The sequence below is a fragment of the Micromonospora sp. WMMD737 genome (assembly GCF_049179055.1).
In the GTDB taxonomy this organism is placed as follows: domain Bacteria; phylum Actinomycetota; class Actinomycetes; order Mycobacteriales; family Micromonosporaceae; genus Micromonospora; species Micromonospora reichwaldensis.
This window is the reverse complement of the sequence record NZ_JBMHMH010000001.1, coordinates 4,320,991-4,337,024: the sequence shown is the minus strand read 5'-3', so window position 1 is coordinate 4,337,024 and position 16,034 is coordinate 4,320,991. Positions and strand designations below refer to the sequence as shown.

At 73.1% G+C, this 16,034-nt stretch carries 15 protein-coding genes and 2 pseudogenes; 7 read left to right on the top strand and 10 right to left on the bottom strand.

Annotated elements, in window-relative coordinates; translation table 11 throughout:
• Nucleotides 1–18: 18 nt before the first annotated feature.
• Nucleotides 19–1,503 carry a PrsW family intramembrane metalloprotease gene (locus ACN27A_RS18965; RefSeq protein ID WP_421455237.1) on the top strand — a complete coding sequence of 495 codons (1,485 nt, stop codon included), beginning with the start codon at nt 19–21 and terminating at the stop codon, nt 1,501–1,503.
• A 9-nt stretch (nt 1,504–1,512) separates the two neighbouring features.
• On the opposite strand, the gene ACN27A_RS18960 is transcribed toward ACN27A_RS18965, so the two are convergent.
• Together ACN27A_RS18960 and ACN27A_RS18955 are read right to left on the bottom strand one after the other, a co-directional pair.
• Complete coding sequence (locus ACN27A_RS18960) at nt 1,513–1,680, bottom strand: hypothetical protein (RefSeq protein ID WP_165947924.1); 168 nt, start codon at nt 1,678–1,680, stop codon at nt 1,513–1,515.
• Between the two features lie 99 nt (nt 1,681–1,779).
• A complete protein-coding gene (locus ACN27A_RS18955) occupies nt 1,780–2,118 on the bottom strand; it encodes a GroES family chaperonin (protein ID WP_121400053.1) in 339 nt (112 codons plus the stop codon).
• 88 nt (nt 2,119–2,206) lie between these two features.
• Between ACN27A_RS18955 and ACN27A_RS18950 the strand changes: the two genes are divergently transcribed.
• Nucleotides 2,207–3,574 carry an AI-2E family transporter gene (locus ACN27A_RS18950; protein WP_421455234.1) on the top strand — a complete coding sequence of 456 codons (1,368 nt, stop codon included), beginning with the start codon at nt 2,207–2,209 and terminating at the stop codon, nt 3,572–3,574.
• Between the two features lie 4 nt (nt 3,575–3,578).
• On the opposite strand, the pseudogene ACN27A_RS18945 reads toward ACN27A_RS18950, so the two are convergent.
• Nucleotides 3,579–4,274 (bottom strand): annotated as a pseudogene (locus tag ACN27A_RS18945) (ATP-dependent DNA helicase); the annotation flags it as partial.
• A 153-nt stretch (nt 4,275–4,427) separates the two neighbouring features.
• Nucleotides 4,428–5,848 (bottom strand): annotated as a pseudogene (locus tag ACN27A_RS18940) (ATP-dependent DNA helicase); the annotation flags it as partial.
• Nucleotides 5,849–5,917: 69 nt separating this feature from the next.
• Between ACN27A_RS18940 and ACN27A_RS18935 the strand changes: the two are divergent.
• Nucleotides 5,918–6,424, top strand: a complete 507-nt coding sequence (locus ACN27A_RS18935) for a DUF402 domain-containing protein (protein ID WP_357578699.1) — start codon at nt 5,918–5,920, stop codon at nt 6,422–6,424.
• Between the two features lie 24 nt (nt 6,425–6,448).
• On the opposite strand, the gene sigJ is transcribed toward ACN27A_RS18935, so the two are convergent.
• Nucleotides 6,449–7,405: an RNA polymerase sigma factor SigJ gene (gene sigJ / locus ACN27A_RS18930; RefSeq protein WP_421455230.1), complete on the bottom strand. Its 957-nt coding sequence runs from the start codon at nt 7,403–7,405 to the stop codon at nt 6,449–6,451.
• Nucleotides 7,406–7,723: 318 nt separating this feature from the next.
• Here sigJ and ACN27A_RS18925 point away from each other — a divergent pair, with 318 nt between their 5' ends.
• From ACN27A_RS18925 to ACN27A_RS18915, 3 genes are all read left to right on the top strand, one after another.
• Nucleotides 7,724–8,626 carry a PPK2 family polyphosphate kinase gene (locus ACN27A_RS18925; RefSeq protein WP_421458525.1) on the top strand — a complete coding sequence of 301 codons (903 nt, stop codon included), beginning with the start codon at nt 7,724–7,726 and terminating at the stop codon, nt 8,624–8,626.
• 143 nt (nt 8,627–8,769) lie between these two features.
• Entirely contained in the window at nt 8,770–9,396 is a 627-nt protein-coding gene (locus tag ACN27A_RS18920; protein ID WP_132239991.1) for a DUF47 domain-containing protein, read from the top strand.
• A 4-nt stretch (nt 9,397–9,400) separates the two neighbouring features.
• Nucleotides 9,401–10,405, top strand: a complete 1,005-nt coding sequence (locus tag ACN27A_RS18915) for an inorganic phosphate transporter (RefSeq protein WP_421455227.1) — start codon at nt 9,401–9,403, stop codon at nt 10,403–10,405.
• Between the two features lie 52 nt (nt 10,406–10,457).
• Here the strand turns inward: ACN27A_RS18915 and ACN27A_RS18910 are convergent, their stop codons facing one another.
• Entirely contained in the window at nt 10,458–11,426 is a 969-nt protein-coding gene (locus ACN27A_RS18910) for a Gfo/Idh/MocA family protein (RefSeq protein ID WP_421455225.1), read from the bottom strand.
• Nucleotides 11,427–11,496: 70 nt separating this feature from the next.
• Here ACN27A_RS18910 and ACN27A_RS18905 point away from each other — a divergent pair, with 70 nt between their 5' ends.
• Entirely contained in the window at nt 11,497–12,330 is an 834-nt protein-coding gene (locus tag ACN27A_RS18905; protein WP_421455223.1) for an NUDIX hydrolase, read from the top strand.
• A gap of 91 nt (nt 12,331–12,421) precedes the next feature.
• Here ACN27A_RS18905 and ACN27A_RS18900 read toward each other — a convergent pair whose 3' ends face one another.
• From ACN27A_RS18900 to pstC, 4 genes are all read right to left on the bottom strand, one after another.
• Complete coding sequence (locus ACN27A_RS18900; RefSeq protein ID WP_421455220.1) at nt 12,422–12,835, bottom strand: VOC family protein; 414 nt, start codon at nt 12,833–12,835, stop codon at nt 12,422–12,424.
• A gap of 174 nt (nt 12,836–13,009) precedes the next feature.
• On the bottom strand, nt 13,010–13,786 hold the full coding sequence (pstB, locus tag ACN27A_RS18895; RefSeq protein WP_421455217.1) for a phosphate ABC transporter ATP-binding protein PstB: 777 nt from the start codon (nt 13,784–13,786) through the stop codon (nt 13,010–13,012).
• Between the two features lie 20 nt (nt 13,787–13,806).
• Nucleotides 13,807–14,895 (bottom strand): phosphate ABC transporter permease PstA, encoded by a 1,089-nt coding sequence (gene pstA, locus ACN27A_RS18890; protein ID WP_421455214.1) that lies wholly within the window; start codon nt 14,893–14,895, stop codon nt 13,807–13,809.
• Nucleotides 14,892–15,983, bottom strand: a complete 1,092-nt coding sequence (pstC, locus tag ACN27A_RS18885; protein ID WP_421455212.1) for a phosphate ABC transporter permease subunit PstC — start codon at nt 15,981–15,983, stop codon at nt 14,892–14,894. The genes pstA and pstC overlap by 4 nt, the downstream gene beginning before the upstream one ends.
• Nucleotides 15,984–16,034: the final 51 nt, after the last annotated feature.

Genomic DNA, 16,034 nt, shown 5'->3' with positions numbered 1-16,034 from the left:
CGCAGCATAGCCGGGTGAATGCGGCCGGACCAGGCGGCCGGGGATGGCTACGCTGACCGCATGGCCGACACCCCGCCCGGCGCACCCCTGCCGCCGTCGCCGACCGCGCCCGCCGTTCCGCCGCCCGGTGGGGCGGGGCCCGGGATGCCGCTGCGCCGGTTGGGGTGGCGTCGGGCCCTGGTGCTGGCCGGCGCCGTCCTGTTCATCGCGGCGTGCGCGCTGTTCATGCTCTTCACGCTGGGCGAGAACCTGGGCGTCGAGGCGCTGCTGATCGGCGTGGCCGCCGCGATCCTCCCGGTTCCGGTGCTGGTGGCCTGTTTCCTCTGGCTGGACCGCTACGAGCCGGAGCCCCTGAAATATCTGATCTTCTGCTTCGCCTGGGGCGCGTTCGTCTCCACCGCGGCCTCGCTGACCGTCAACGAGTTCTCCGCCGGGCTGTTCGAGGACTGGGGGCTGCCGACCGCGCTGACCGCGGTGCTGGTCGCGCCGTTCATCGAGGAGCTGACCAAGGCCCTCGGGCCGATCCTGCTGCTGATCTTCCGCCGGCGGGAGATCTCCGGGATCACCGACGCGCTGGTCTACTGCGGGCTCTCCGCGATCGGGTTCGCCATGGTGGAGAACATCCTCTACCTGGGCGGCCACGGCTACGCCAGCGGCGCGGAGCGGTACGGGCCGGCGACCGGCACCCAGCAGGTCATCGCCATCTTCATCGTCCGGATCCTGCTCTTCGGCTTCGCCCACCCGCTCTTCACCTCCATGACGGGGGTGGGGCTGGGCATCGCCGCGCGCACCGCCAGCCGGTGGGTCCGGGTGCTCGCCCCGCTCGCCGGCCTGCTGCTGGCGATGATGCTGCACGGGCTGTGGAACCTGCTGCCGACGCTCACCCAGGCCACCGGACAGGTCTTGATCATGCTGTACGGCTTCATCGGCGTGATGGTGCCGGTCTTCTTCGCCATGGTCGGGCTCGCCCTGTGGCTGCGGGCCTGGGAGGGGCGGCTCACCGAGCGGATGCTGCCGGACTACGTGCGGGCGGGCTGGCTGACCCCGCCGGAGGTGGCGGCGCTGAGCAGCCTGGGGCGGCGGCACGCGGCCCGGGTGTGGGCCAAGCGGGTGGCCGGCGACGGCGGGCTGAAGGCGATGCGCGGCTACCAGTTCGCGGCGACCCGGCTGGCGCTGCTGCGCGACGGCGCACTGCGCGGCCTGGACCGGCGTCCGGTGGACCGGGAGCGGACCGCGCGGGAGGAACGGGAGCTGCTGGAGGCGATCGGCGCGTACCGGTCGTTCTTCGTGGGCCGGGACCCGCAGGTGCCGGCGGGGATCTGGGACGGGCACCGCTACCACCTGCGGTTTCCGGACGGCACGCAGCGGTCGGTCGAGGCGCCGGACGAGCCCGTCGTGCCGATCCCGGTGGTGCTCGTCCCGCCCCCGCCGCCGGCCGGCTTCGGCCCGCCCGGCTGGTACGGCCAGCAGCCGCCGGCGCCGTGGCACCCCGGCCGCCCCTGAGCCCGGTCGTCAGGTCATCAGGCTGGTGAGGAAGTCACCGAGGCCCTGCGCCATCGCCATCAGTCCCGCCCCGATCGCCTTGAACATCTCCGCCGCGCCCTCCGGCCGGAAGGCCATGAAGTAGATCAGGAACGCGACGCTCCCCCAGAGCAGAATCTTCTTCACGAGTACCGGCATCGCGTCCCTCCCCAGGGCCGGTGATGCGGCTGGCTTCCCGGCGGGGGGCGACGCAAACGGCACCGGCGCCCTCATCCGGGCGGGTGGGGCGGGGTGGGCTCAGAGGTAGAGGCCGGTGGAGTCGTTCTCGACCCGCTCGGCGGCCACGGCGTGCACGTCGCGTTCGCGCAGCAGCACGTACCCGCGGCCGTGCAGTTCGACCTCGGAGCGGTCGTCGGGGTCGAAGAGGACCCGGTCGCCTGAGACGATGGCGCGCACGTTCGGCCCCACGCCCACGGCCGTGGCCCAGGCCAGCCGCTTGCCCACGGCGGCGGTCGCCGGAATCACGATGCCGGCGGTCGAGCGTCGCTCACCCTCGCTCCCCTCCATCCGCACCAGCACACGGTCGTGCAGCAGGCGGATCGGCAGCTTGGAGTCGAGATTCTGGTCGGCGGTCACGCCGCAGACGCTACCGTGTCCCGGTCGGCGGGCCGTGGGCGGTTACGCGCCGGGGGCCGGGGGCAATGTGTGGCGGACCTGCCCTACGGTGGCGTCGTCGGACGTATCCTGTCCGCCCACCGGCGTGGGCGGGCCGGTCTCTTGCCAGGAGGTGCGCTTGAGCCGCTTCGAGCAGATCCGCGGACGGCTCCGTCGCGCGTACGAGTCGGGCCGGGAGGCGGCGCGGGCACGGCGTACGGATCCGGCCGACGGCCCCGAGTCGGCCGGCGTGGCCTCGCCGACGTCCCCCGGCCCCGTGGCGGCGCCGTCCGCGACCGTGGTGGGCGCCCCGCCGCCCGGGGCGATGCACAACTCCACCTCCAGCCGGGACGACGCGGACGTGCCGCACGCGCTGCGGATCGCCGCCGCGTGGTCCTGGCGGCTGATCGTGATCGGCGTCGTGGCCTGGGCGCTGCTGAAGGTCGTCGGCACCGTCCGGATCGTGGTCATCCCGCTGGCCGTCGCGCTGCTGCTCTCGGCGCTGCTCGCGCCGGCGGTCGGCTGGCTGCTGCGGGCCCGCCTTCCCCGCTCCATGGCGACGGCGGTGGTGCTGGTGGGCGGCCTGGCCGCGGTGATCGGGACGCTGACCCTGGTGGTGAACGAGTTCATCCAGGGCGTGCCGGAGCTGAGCAAGAAGTCCTCCGAGGGCGTCCGGCAGATCCAGGACTGGCTGAAGACCGGCCCGCTGCACCTCTCCGACGGCCAACTCGACAACTACATCGAGGAGGGCCAGAAGTGGATCAACAACAACACCGAGAAGTTCACCAGCGGCGCCCTCTCCACGGCCGCCACGCTGGCTGAGGTGCTGACCGGCACGCTGCTGGTGCTCTTCGCCACGTTCTTCTTCCTGCGCGACGGCAACAAGATCTGGCGCTTCCTGGTCCGGCTCCTGCCGGTGGCCGCCCGCTGGAAGGTCGACGACGCCGGGCGGGCGTCCTGGGCGACGCTGGTCGCCTACGTCCGGGCGACCGTGCTGGTCGCCTTCATCGACGCGGTCGGCATCGGCGTCTTCCTGGTCATCTTCGACATCCCGTTCGCCTTCCCGCTCGCCGCCCTGGTCTTCCTCGGGGCGTTCATCCCGATCGTCGGTGCGACCCTGTCGGGCGTCGTCGCGGTCCTGGTCGCGCTTGTCGACAGCGGCCCGGTGACCGCGCTGATCATCCTCGGCGCGGTGGTCGGGGTGCAGCAGGTGGAGGGGCACCTCCTCCAGCCGCTGATCATGGGCCGGGCGGTGGCCATCCACCCGCTCGCGGTCATCATCGGCATCGCGGCCGGCGTGGTCCTCGCCGGGATCACCGGCGCGCTGGTCTCGGTGCCGCTGATCGCCGTGCTCAACACGGCCGTCCGCCGGCTCGCCGCCCGCACCGTTCCGGACACCCCGCCCGACGCCGTCGTCGTCGCCTCCCAGGCGCCCTGACGGGTCAGACCTTGGCGAGGCGGTCGAGGGCGCCCCGGGCGACCTCCGGCCGGGTGGTGTACCAGAAGGGCGGCAGCGACCGGCGCAGGAACGGCCCGTAGCCCCGGGCCGTCTCCAGGCGCGAGTCGAGGACCGCCACCACGCCCTTGTCGCCCGTCGACCGGATCAGCCGCCCCACCCCCTGGGCCAGCCGGATCGCGGCGATCGGCACGCTGACCGCCGCGAAACCCGACCCCCCGCCGGCGTCCACCGCCGCGGCCCGCGCCGCCGCCAGCGGCTCGTCCGGCCGGGGGAAGGGCAGCCGGTCGATGACCACCAGCTGGCAGGAGTCGCCCGGCACGTCGACGCCCTGCCAGAGCGACATCACCCCGAACAGGCAGCTGGACTTCTCCTCCCGGAACCGGCGTACCAGCAGCGGCAGCGCCTCCTCGCCCTGGAGCAGGACCGGCAGGTCGGTCCGCGCGCGCAGCAGCTCCGCCGCCTGCTGCGCGGCCCGCCGGGAGGAGAAGAGGCCGAGGGTACGCCCGCCGAGCGCGGTGACCAGCTCGAGCAGCTCCTCGCCGGCCGCGTCGGGCAGCCCGGAGACGCTGGGCCGGGGCAGGTGCGCGGCGACGTACAGGATGCCCTGCCGGGGGTAGTCGAACGGCGAGCCGACGTCGAGGGAACGCCAGCCCGGCCCCGAGGTGGCCGGCGCCCCCGCCGTGCCACCCTGTGCGGCGCCGTCCTGGGCCCGGCCGCCCTGGGCCGCGCCGCCGTCGGACGGTCCGGTGCCTCGTGCCGGTGCGGCGGCGCCGGTGCGCCCGGCCGACCGGGCGGCCATGGCGGCGGCGGCCGGTGACGGCGGGTCGGCCGGGGGCGCCTCCAGGCCCAGCGCCCGGGCCACCGTGTCGAACCGGCCGCCCAGCGTCAGCGTCGCCGAGGTGGCGACGACCGTGCGTTCCTCGTACAGATGGGTGGCGAGCGTGCCGGCGACGGAGAGCGGCGCGACCACCAGCGCCCGGCGACCGGTGTTGTCGTTCTTCTCCACCCAGGCGACGTCGTGGTCGGCCTCCTCCAGCAGCCGCTGCGCGGTGGCCGAGAGCTCGTCGAGCACCGCCTTTGCCTGCTGCTTGCGCACCGGGTCCGGGTCGTCGGCCTTGACGTCGCCGATCGCGTCGAGCGCCGCCCGGGTGGCCGCGTCGAGCAGGGTGCACGCCTCGCGCAGCGGGGACGGCAGCCCCGAGGTGATCCGCCCGGCCGGCGCCTCGGCCAGCCCGACGGCCAGGGCGTCGCCGGCCGCCGTCAGCGACTCGGCGACGTCCGGCCGCAGCAGCGGGCGAGCCCGCTTCGCGGAGCGGTCGATCAGCTCCGGCACCAGCTCGGCCTGCGCGGCGGAGGAGACCCGGTCGGCCAGCTCGTGCGCCTCGTCGACGATGAGCAGCTTGTGCGGCGGCACGATGTGCCGGCCGGCCAGCATGTCCACCGCGAGCAGGCTGTGGTTGGTGACCACGATGTCGGCGTCCCGGGCGCGGGCCCGGGACGCCTCGGCGAAGCACTCCGCGCCGAACGGGCAGCGGGACGCGCCGACGCACTCCCGGGCCGGCATGGAGACCAGTCGCCAGGCCTGGTCGTCGACGCCCGGGTCCAGCTCGTCCCGGTCGCCGGTGTCGGTCTTCTCCGCCCAGTCGCGCAGCCGCTGCACCTGCTTGCCGAGCCGACCCGCCTCGCCGAGCCACTTCGTGCCGCCGCCGGGGCGCGCCGCCGGGGCGTCGAAGAGGGTGTCCTCCGGCTCGTCCTCCGTGGAGTTGTCCAGCCGGGCCAGGCAGAGGTAGTGGTGCCGCCCCTTCAGCACCGCGAAGGTGGGCCGCCGGCCGAGCACCGGCTCCACGGCGTCGGCGAGCCGGGGCAGGTCGTGGTCGACCAGCTGGGACTGCAATGCCAGGGTGGCCGTGGAGACCACCACCGGGCCGTCCACGGTCAGCGCGGGCGTCAGGTAGGCCAGCGACTTGCCGGTGCCCGTGCCGGCCTGCACCAGCAGGTGCTCCCGCGCCTGCACGCACTCCTCGATGGCGGTCGCCATCTGCTGCTGGCCGGGACGCGCCGCCCCGCCCGGCACCGCGCCGACCGCGGCGGCGAGCAGCTCCACCCCGCTCGGCCGGGCGCCCCGCCGCCGGCCTCCGGTGCGGGGCGAGGGGGCGGCGGAACCGGTGGCGAGGCGCGGAGTCACCGTGCGACGGTACCTGTCGTCCCCGACACCGGCCGCGCCGATCCGGGCGTGGCGTCGTCACGGTACGGTCTCCCACCGACCGCGTCCGGTTACTTCCGTGCGGCGACGGATGGGCGGTATCGGTTAGGGTGCGACTCATGCCGAGCGACGTGGTCCGCGTGATCTACCGCAAGTACGACGGCAGCGCCCACCGCGACTACCCGGCCCGCCGGCTGGCCGAGGACGAACTCGGCGTCTGGCTCGGCGTGACCGAGGGCACGAAGTCCGTCTACCACGGCCGGCCGTCGGTGGAGCAGATCCCGTTCGTCCTCCTGGTGCCGCACCACGCCTGGTGGACCGGCATGTTCAACCCGCCGCCACGGACCAGCGAGGTCTACTGCGACATCGCCAGCCCGGCCCGCTGGGAGAACGACGACACCGTCCACCTCATCGACCTCGACCTCGACGTGGTGCGCCGCCGGAGCACCGGCCTGGTGGAGCTGCGCGACGAGGACGAGTTCGCCGAGCACCGGGCCCGCTTCGGCTACCCGGACGACGTCGTGGCGCAGGCCGAGGCGGCGGCCCGGTGGCTGCTCGGGGCGCTGGGCGACGGCACCGAGCCGTTCGCCACGTCGTACCGGAAGTGGCTGGCCCTGGTGGTCTGACCCGCCGGCGCCGGCCCCGGGCCGTCACCAGCGCGGCGGCCAACCGTCCTCCTCCGTCAGCGGCGGCAGGTCGCCCAGCTTCTCCGGATTCAGCTGGTGGAAGACCCCGGTCACCCGGCCCTCGTCCACCGTGAGGGCGGCCACCACCCGCAGCGGTCGCCCGTCCGAGTGCCGGGTCTCCAGGTGCAGGCCCTCGACGCCGTCGACGAGCACCCGACGGGAGCGCAGCGTCCCGCCGTAGCGCCCGGCACGCCCGAACAGGCCCAGGAGGAAGCGGGCCACCGCGTCGGCCCCGAGCACCGGCCGCCGGGCCGCCGGGAAGTGGCCGCCGCTGTCGCCGACGGCGACCACGTCCGGGGCGAGCACCCGCACCAGCGCGGCAAGGTCGCCCGACTCGACGGCGGTCACGAAGGCGGCGAGCACGTGACGCTGCTCGACCGCGTCTGCGGTGTGCCGGGGCGCGTCGGGCGCGTGCACCGCCCGGCGGGCCCGGGAGGCGAGCTGGCGGGCGGCGGCGTCGGTCGTACCGAGCACCTCGGCGATCTGGGCGAACGGCACGGCGAAGACGTCGTGCAGCACGAAGGCCACCCGCTGCTCCGGCGCGAGGCGTTCCAGCACCACCAGCAGGGCGGTGCCGACCTGATCGGCGCGGACCGCCCGCTCCGCGGGGTCGGGCGCGAAGCCGTCGGGGCGCGGGCCCTGGTCGAGCGGTGTCACCACCGGCTCCGGCAGCCACTGGCCGGGGTACGCCTCCCGCCGGACCCGCGCCGAGCGGAGCACGTCCAGGCAGATCCGGGCGCAGGTGGTGGTCAGCCAGGCGCCGAGGTGCCGGATCTCGGCGCGGGCCGCCGGGTCGGCGAGCGCGGCCGCGTACCGCAGCCAGGTCTCCTGCACGGCGTCCTCGGCCTCGCTGCGGCTGCCCAGCATCCGGTGCGCCACCCCCAGCAGCCGCCCCCGCTCGGCCTCGAACTCCGCCACCATCTCCCGCACGCTGCCCCCGCTCCACTGCCGGGGCGCGACCGCCCCGCCCGCCCGCAATTCTCCCGCCCGGACCCCCACACCCCAAGACCGCCGTCGATCATGCAGTCGTGGTGCCCCGCGTAACGGATCAACCAGGCGATTCCGCCCACCACAAGTGCATGATCGGCGGCTCATGGCGGGGGTGGGGGTGGGCGGGGTTGGCGGGCGGGTGGGGCGGATGTGGGTGATGATCCGGTGATGCGAGGGGTCGAGGGGAGCGGCGTGGGCCGCGATGCCATGGGTCGGGCCGACGTCGTCGTGGCGCCGGTCGGAGGGACGATGCGGGAGCTGCTCCGGGTGGCGCCCGGCGGGGCGGTCGACCTCGGGGCGGTCGATCCCCGGTCGACGCCCGGGCTGCCGGGGCGGGAGGTGACCGGCCCGCAGCGCAAGGAGTGGGCCCGAGGCCAGCTCACGCTGCTCGGCGCGGAACTGGGCAGGCAGCAGGAGATGCTCTTCGCCGAGGCCAAGGCCCGGCAGTCGGCCCGACCCGTCGGCGCGGCGGCCCGTGGGGCGGGCGGGCGACGGGTGCTGCTGGTGCTCCAGGCGATGGACAGCGGGGGCAAGGACGGCACCGTCAAGCGCGTGGCCGGCGCGATGAACCCGCTGGGCCTGCACGTCCGCTCGTTCGGCCCGCCCACTCCCGAGGAGCTGCGGCACGACTTCCTGTGGCGGATCCGGCGGGCGCTGCCGCCGCCCGGGTACGTCGGGGTCTTCAACCGCTCGCACTACGAGGACGTGCTCGTGGCGCGCGTCGAGTCGCTGGTGCCCGAGTCGATCTGGCAGGCCCGGTACGACGAGATCAACGCGTTCGAGCGGGAGCAGGCCGACGCCGGGGTGGCCCTGGTGAAGGTGTTCCTGCACATCTCGTACGCCGAGCAGGGTCGGCGGCTGCTGGAGCGGCTGGACGAGCCGCGCAAGCACTGGAAGTACGACCCCTCGGACGTCGACGCCCGTGCCCGCTGGGACGACTACCAGGCCGCGTACGCCGAAGCCCTGGGCCGGTGCGGCACGGACGCCGCGCCCTGGTACGTGGTGCCGGCGGACCGCAAGTGGTACCGCGACTGGGCCGTCGCGCACCTGCTCCGCGAGACGTTCGACACCCTCGATCTCGGGTATCCGCCTGCCGGTTTCGACGTCCGGCGCGAACGGGAGCGGCTGCTGGGATCGGAGAGAACGGCGTAGGTGAACAGCAGGTGAACGACCGGTGAATGTGGCCTGACCTGGGGGAGGCCGCGCGATTCCCGGTTCCGTCGTTTTCTAGCATTCCCAGGCGGGCACCCTCCGGGCGACCGCCACCCTTCCACCGACACGACGAGGTCCGTGCTGTGAAGTTTTCCTTCCGCCCGAACGAGGGCGCCTTCTACGAGCTCTTCACCAGGGCCGCGCAGAACCTGGTGAAGGGCACCGAGCTGCTCAACGAGCTGGCCCTGCCCGGGGTGGAGGTGCAATCGGTCAGCGAGCGGCTCACCGAGGTGGAGCACGACAGCGACCAGATCACCCACGAGCTGTACAAGAAGATCAACTCGACCTTCATCACGCCGTTCGACCGGGAGGACATCTACCGGCTCGGGTCGCTGCTCGACGACGTGATGGACCACCTCGAGGCGGTCGGCAACCTGCTCTACCTCTACGGCCTGACCAAACTCCCCTCGCTGCCGCGCGAGATGCACGAGATGGTCAACGTCCTGGACGCGCAGGCGAAGCTGACCGCCGACGCGATGCCGCGCCTGAGGTCGATGAAGGATCTCGAGGACTACTGGATCGAGTGCAACCGGCTGGAGAACGACGGCGACCAGGTGTACCGGATGCTGCTGGTCCGCCTCTTCTCCGGCGAGTACGACGCGCTGACCGTGCTGAAGATGAAGGAGGTCGCCGACGAGTTGGAGGCCGCCTGCGACGCCTTCGAGCACGTGGCCAACACCGTCGAGACCATCGCGGTCAAGGAGTCCTGATCCTGTGAGTCCCGAACTCATCGCCGTGCTGGCGGTGATCGCGGTGGCGTTGGCGTTCGACTACACCAACGGCTTCCACGACGCCGCCAACGCGATCGCGACCAGCATCTCCACCCGGGCGCTCACACCCCGCGTGGCCCTGGCCATGGCGGCGGTCGGCAACTTCATCGGCGCCCACTTCGGCGCCGAGGTCGCCAAGACCGTCGGCAGCGGCCTGGTGAAACTGCCCACCGGCACGGCGAGCCTCGGCATCGTCTTCGCCGGCGTGATCGGCGCGATCGTGTGGAACCTGGTCACCTGGTACTTCGGCCTGCCGTCGTCCTCGTCGCACGCGCTGATCGGCGGCCTGGTCGGCTCGACCGTCGCCGCGTCCGGCACGGTGCTCTGGACCGGCATCGGGGAGAGCGTGATCATCCCGATGATCCTGTCGCCGATGGTCGGCTTCGTGCTCGGCTACATCGTCATGATCGCCGTGCAGTGGATCTTCCGGAAGGGGCACCCGGGCCGGCTCAACCGTGGCTTCCGCTGGGCGCAGACCGCGTCCGCCGCCGCCATGTCGGTCGGCCACGGCATGCAGGACGCCGCCAAGACCATCGGCATCGTGGTGCTCGCCCTCTACGTCGGCGGCTACCAGGACGACCCCAGCTTCATCCCCGAGTGGGCGTTCTGGACGTCGGCCGCCGTGCTGGCCGCCGGCACGTACGCCGGTGGTTGGCGGATCATCCGGACCCTGGGTCGTAAGATCATCGACCTCCGGCCGCCGGAGGGCTTCGCCGCCGAGACCGTCGCCAGCGGGGTGCTCTACTTCAACGCGCTGGTCCTCGGCGCGCCGATCTCGACGACCCACACGATCACCTCGGCGATCATGGGCGTCGGCGCCACCAAGCGGCTCTCCGCCGTCCGGTGGGGCGTGGCCGGCAACATCGTCGGGGCGTGGATCCTCACCTTCCCGGCCGCCGGCTCGATCGGCGCCCTGATGTACTTCCTGTGCCGCCCCCTGTTCAGCTGACGTACGCGAAGGGGCCCCTCGTCGCCGAGGGGCCCCTTCCGCCTTCTCCCCGTCAGGTGTAGGAGACGCCGATCTGGGCCCGGATGGTGTCGAGGAGCGCCATCACCTCCAGCGTGGCGGCGTGGGGGACCAGCGGGCTCTCCAGGAGGCCCTCGGCGAGGCAGCGCTGGACCTCGGCGGCCTCGTACTGGTAGCCGCCGCCGACCAGCTCACCGGTGATCGTCTCCGGCTCGGCGCCGGCCCGGTGCAGGGTCACCGAGCCGGGGCGGAAGAACAGCTCGGGCAGGTCGATCCGCCCGGTGGTGCCGGTGACGGCGGCGGTCACCGGGGTGGCCCCGACCAGGCCGCAGGTGAGCGTGGCCACCGCGCCCGAGTCGTAGCCGAGGACGATCCCGGTGTTCTCGTCGACCCTCTCGGGGCTGAGCTTCGCCCAGGACCGGACGTGGTCGGGCACGCCGAGCAGCAGATGGGCCAGGCTGATCGGGTACACGCCGAGGTCGAGCAGCGCGCCGCCGCCGAGCGTACGGGCCCGCAGCCGGTGCTCCGGGGGGAACGGCCCGGCCAACCCGAAGTCGGCCCGCACGTTGGTGACGGTGCCGATCGCCCCGTCCGCGACCAGCTCGCAGACCCGGCGGATCAGCGGATTCGTCCGCATCCACATGGCCTCCATGAGGAAGACCCCGGCCGCGCGGGCGGTGTCGACCAGCTCGACGCTGGTCGCCAGGTCGAGGGTGAACGGCTTCTCCAGCAGCACCGCCCGGCCGGCCGCGAGGCAGGTCAAGGCCGCCTGGTGGTGCGCGGCGTGCGGGGTGGCGACGTAGACGACGTCCAGCTCGCCGTCCGCGGCGAGTTCCGCCCAGGAGGCGTACGCGCGCGGCACGCCGTGCCGGGCCGCGAACCGTTGCGCGCTCTCGGCGGTACGTGAGCCGACCGCCACCAGTTCGGCGCCCGGCACCAGCCGGAGGTCCTCGGCGAAGCGGGCGGCGATCTGGCCGGTGGACAGGATGCCCCAACGAGTCATGGCGGCCACGCTAGCGAAGATCACCCGACGTCGGCGTGGTCATCCACCCGTCGGGAACTAGGCTCGGCGCATGACGATCGACGCCGACGGCTTCCCCGCACCCCCGGCGCTCGTGGCGCACGCCCGCCGGTTCCACGCCGAGGGCGGCACCCCGGCCCCGCCCCGGGTCGCGGCGACCGTCCTGCTGCTCCGGCCCGCCGGCGACGACTTCGAGGTCTACCTGATCCGGCGGGTCGCCGCGATGGCCTTCGGGGGCATGTACGCCTTCCCCGGTGGCGGGGTCGACCCCTCGGACTCGCAGGCGCACCTGGACTGGGCCGGCCCGACGCCCGCCGGGTGGGGCGAGCGGCTGGGGCTGACCCCGGAGGCCGCCCAGGCGGTCGTCTGCGCCGCCGCGCGGGAGGTCTTCGAGGAGGCCGGGGTCCTGCTCGCGGGCCCCGACACGCAGACCGTGGTCGGCGACGTGAGCGGCGACGACTGGGAGGCCGACCGGGTGGCGCTGGAGCAGCGCCGGGGCGGCTTCGCGGACCTGCTCGCCCGGCGCGGGCTCACCCTCCGGTCGGACCTGCTGCTGCCGTGGAGCCGGTGGATCACGCCGGAGTTCGAGCCGCGCCGCTTCGACACGTACTTCTTCGTGGCGCTGCTGCCGGAGGGGCAGCGGACCCGGGACGTCTCCGGGGAGGCCGACCACACCCTGTGGGCCCGCCCGGCGGACGCCCTGGCCCGGGCGGAGGCCGGCGAGCTGACCATGCTCCCGCCCACCCTGGTGAACCTGGCCCAGGTGGCGGCCGGCGGCGACCTGGCCGGCGTGGCCCGCGCGGCGGCGACCCGGGACGCCTCGACAGCGGTCACCCCGCGCCTCGACGTGCCCGACGACGGCGAACCCCGCTTCGTGCTGGCCTGACCCGTCACGGACCTTGGCAGGAAGCGGCCCCGGGAAGGGCCGGTTCCTGCCAGGATCTCTCAGCGGCCCAGGGCCGGGGAGGGCGGCGGCGCTAGGCCACGAAGATGCAGAACGGGTGACCGGACGGGTCCGCGAAGACGTACAGCGGCTCGTCGGGGTTGTCGGTCCGGTCGAGCAGGAGTTTCGCGCCCAGGGCCTCCGCCCGCGCACGCTGCCTCTCCAGCTCGGCCGCGTCCGGGACCGTGAAGTCGAGGTGCAACTGCATCGGCACGTCGTGCCGGGGCCAGGTGGTCCGAGGCAGGCGGTCGACGAGTTGGAAGGCGAGCTGGGCCGCCCCGTCGGAGTCTCTGAGCACGAGCCAGTCCCGGTCGTCGGCCGTCCCGTCCGTCGGCGGTTCGTCACCGGGCCGGTACCGCAGCCCGAGCAGTTGCCGGTAGAACTCGGCGAGTTCCCGTGTGTTCGTGGTGTCGAGCACGGTGTGCAGCAACCTGGGATATCCAGACATGCCCGTCCTCCGCAGCGACCGGTGGGCGTTTCCGACCCGACCCTAGAACAGATCCTCCGGTGCTGCCGGGTTCGCCAGCGTGGGCGAGAGAAGGGAAGGCCCCTTCCTATCGCAGAGGCGATGGGAAGGGGCCTTCCTTCCAGGAGAGCGAGAGGAGGGCCCCCGCCGCACGGATCAGCCGAAGCGGCCGGTGATGTAGTCCTCGGTCTTCTTCACGCCGGGGTTGCTGAAGATCTTCTGCGTGTTGTCGTACTCGATGAGGCGGCCCGGGTCGCCGGTCTTCTCGATCGAGAAGAACGCGGTCCGGTCCGAGACGCGCGCGGCCTGCTGCATGTTGTGCGTGACGATGATGATGGTGAACTTGTCCTTGAGCTGGAACATCAGGTCCTCGATGGCCAGTGTGGAGATCGGGTCGAGCGCCGAGCAGGGCTCGTCCATCAGCACCACCTGCGGCTCCACCGCGATGGTCCGGGCGATGCAGAGCCGCTGCTGCTGACCGCCGGAGAGGCCGGCGCCGGGCTTGCCGAGCCGGTCCTTGACCTCGTCCCAGAGGTTGGCCGAGCGGAGCGCCTTCTCCGCCGCCTCGTCCAGGATCGACTTCCTACGGACCCCGTTGAGCCGCAGCCCGGCCACCACGTTCTCGAAGATGCTCATGGTGGGGAACGGGTTCGGCCGCTGGAAGACCATGCCGATCATGCGCCGGACGGCGGTGACGTCCACGTCCCGGTCGTAGATGTCCTGTTCGTCGATGGTGAGGCTGCCCTCGACCCGGGCGCCGGGGAGCACCTCGTGCATCCGGTTGATCGACCGCAGGAACGTGGACTTGCCGCAGCCGGACGGGCCGATCAGGGCGGTCACCGTCTTCGGCTCGACCGTCAGGTTGATGTTCTCGATCGCCTTGAAGGCGCCGTAGTAGGCGGTCACGTTCGAGGCTTCGATGCGCTTGGCCATGGTGGTGGTACCTCCGGGGTTCATCGGCCGAGCCGGTTGCGACGGGCGAGCAGCTTCGCCGCGACGGTCAGGATCAGCACGAGGGCGACCAGGGTGAGTGCCGCGGTCCACGCCCGTGCCGGCGCGTACCGGGACGCGTCACCGGCCTGCTGGTAGACGAAGAGGGCCAGCGACGACTGGTTGTTCTCGAACGGGTTGAAGTTGATCGCCGCGCCGCCGCCGGCGACGAGCAGCACCGGGGCGGTCTCGCCGGCCGCGCGCGCGATGGCGAGCATGACGCCGGTGACGATGCCCGGCAGGGCGGTCGGCAGTACGACCCGCAGGATGGTCTTCCACTTCGGCACGCCGAGGGCGTACGCCCCCTCGCGCAGCGGCGCCGGGACGAGACGCAGCATCTCCTCGGTGGAGCGGACCACGGTGGGCAGCATCAGCACGCTCAGCGCGAGCGCGGCGGCGAAGCCGGAGAAGCTGGGCCGCCCGTCGTTGAACCACGGCGAGACGATCAGCACCCAGAACGCCAGCACGAACAGGCCGGCGACGATCGACGGGATGCCCGTCATCACGTCCACGAAGAACCGGATCGCGGCGGCGAACCGGCCCCGGCCGTACTCGACGATGTAGATCGCGCAGAGGATGCCGAGCGGAACGGTGATCAGGGCGGCGATGCCGACCTGCTGGAGCGTGCCGACGATCGCGTGGTAGGCGCCGCCGTTCGGGTCCCGCGCGCCGATGTTGTTCATCGAGGTGAGGAAGAAGTCGCCGTCCAGGCGCTCGGCGCCCTTGCTGACCAGCGTCCAGACCACCGAGGCCAGCGGCAGGACGGCCAGCACGAACGCGGAGTGGATCAGCGCGCTCCAGGTGCGGTTGCGGGCCGACCGCCGCCCCTCGACCCGGTTCGCGGCGGCGAACAGGCCGGCCAGGTAGAGCAGCGCGGCGACCACCACGACCAGCACCGGGCCGCCGGTGCCGGTGCCGTACACGAAGGCGGCGGCGACCAGCAGGGCGGCCGCGGCGATGGCCGGCGCGGCGTACCTGGGCAGGCGCCGGGCCTTGAGGGTGGGCGGCTGCGCGGGCGGGCGGGTCCGGTGCGGTGCGACAGTGGTGCTCATGCGGCCGACTCCGTGAACTCCCGGCGGCGGTGGATGATCGCCCGCGCCGTGATGTTGACGATCAGCGTGATGGCGAAGAGCACCAGGCCCGAGGCGATCAGCGCGCCCCGCCCCGTGTCGTTCGCCTCGCCGAACGTGTTGGCGATGTTGGCGGCGATGGTGTTGCCGCCGCTCTCGATGAGGTTGAACGAGATGCCGAAGGTGATGCCGAGGGTCATCGCCAGGGCGATGGTCTCGCCGAGCGCCCGGCCCAGGCCGAGCATCACCGCGGCGACGATGCCGGGGCGGCCGTACGGCAGCACGGCGGTGCGGATCATCTCCCAGCGGGTGGCGCCGAGGGCGAGGGCCGCCTCCTCGTTGGCGGTCGGGGTCTGCAGGAACACCTCGCGGGAGAGCGAGGTGATGATCGGCAGCACCATGATCGCCAGGACCAGCGCGCCCAGCATGATGGACTTCCCGAACGGTCCGTCGCCGCCGAAGATCGGGATCCAGCCGAAGTACGTGTTCAGCCAGGCGGAGAAGTCGCGTACCGGGTTGATGAAGACGTCGCGGCCCCAGAGGCCGAAGACCACGCTCGGCACCGCCGCCAGCAGGTCGATCAGGAAGCCCAGCGTGGTGCCGAGCCGCCGCGGCGCGTAGTGGGACAGGTAGAGCGCGATGCCCAGGGCCACCGGGACCGCGATGAGCAGGGCCAGCGCGGAGCTGAGGACGGTGCCGAAGGCTAGCGCTCCGATGCCGAACTTCGGGTCCGCGTCGTTCGGGAACCAGCCCTCGAAGGTCCAGAAGCTCTCGGTGTTGGCCCGCAGCGCCGGGACCGCCTTGGCGACCAGGAAGACCGCGATCGCCGCGATGACGACCAGGACGGTGGTGCCGGCGCCCAGGGTGAGGGCGCGGAAGGCCCGTTCGGCGCCGAACGCGCGGGCCCGGGGCAGCGCGCCGCCGCCGCCCAACCCGGCTCCGCCCGGCGTACGGGTGCTGAGTGGTGCCTCGGCCGGACGCGCCGAGGCACCGGCGGGCCGGTCGTGACCTTCGGTCACGCGCGTCCCGCCGGTGCCGGCGTGGGCCGAGCGGTGGGGGGTTTCACCCATCTGCTCGCTCGCTTCGGGTTGAGGTGGTGGTGACGGTCTCGGTGCGGGCGG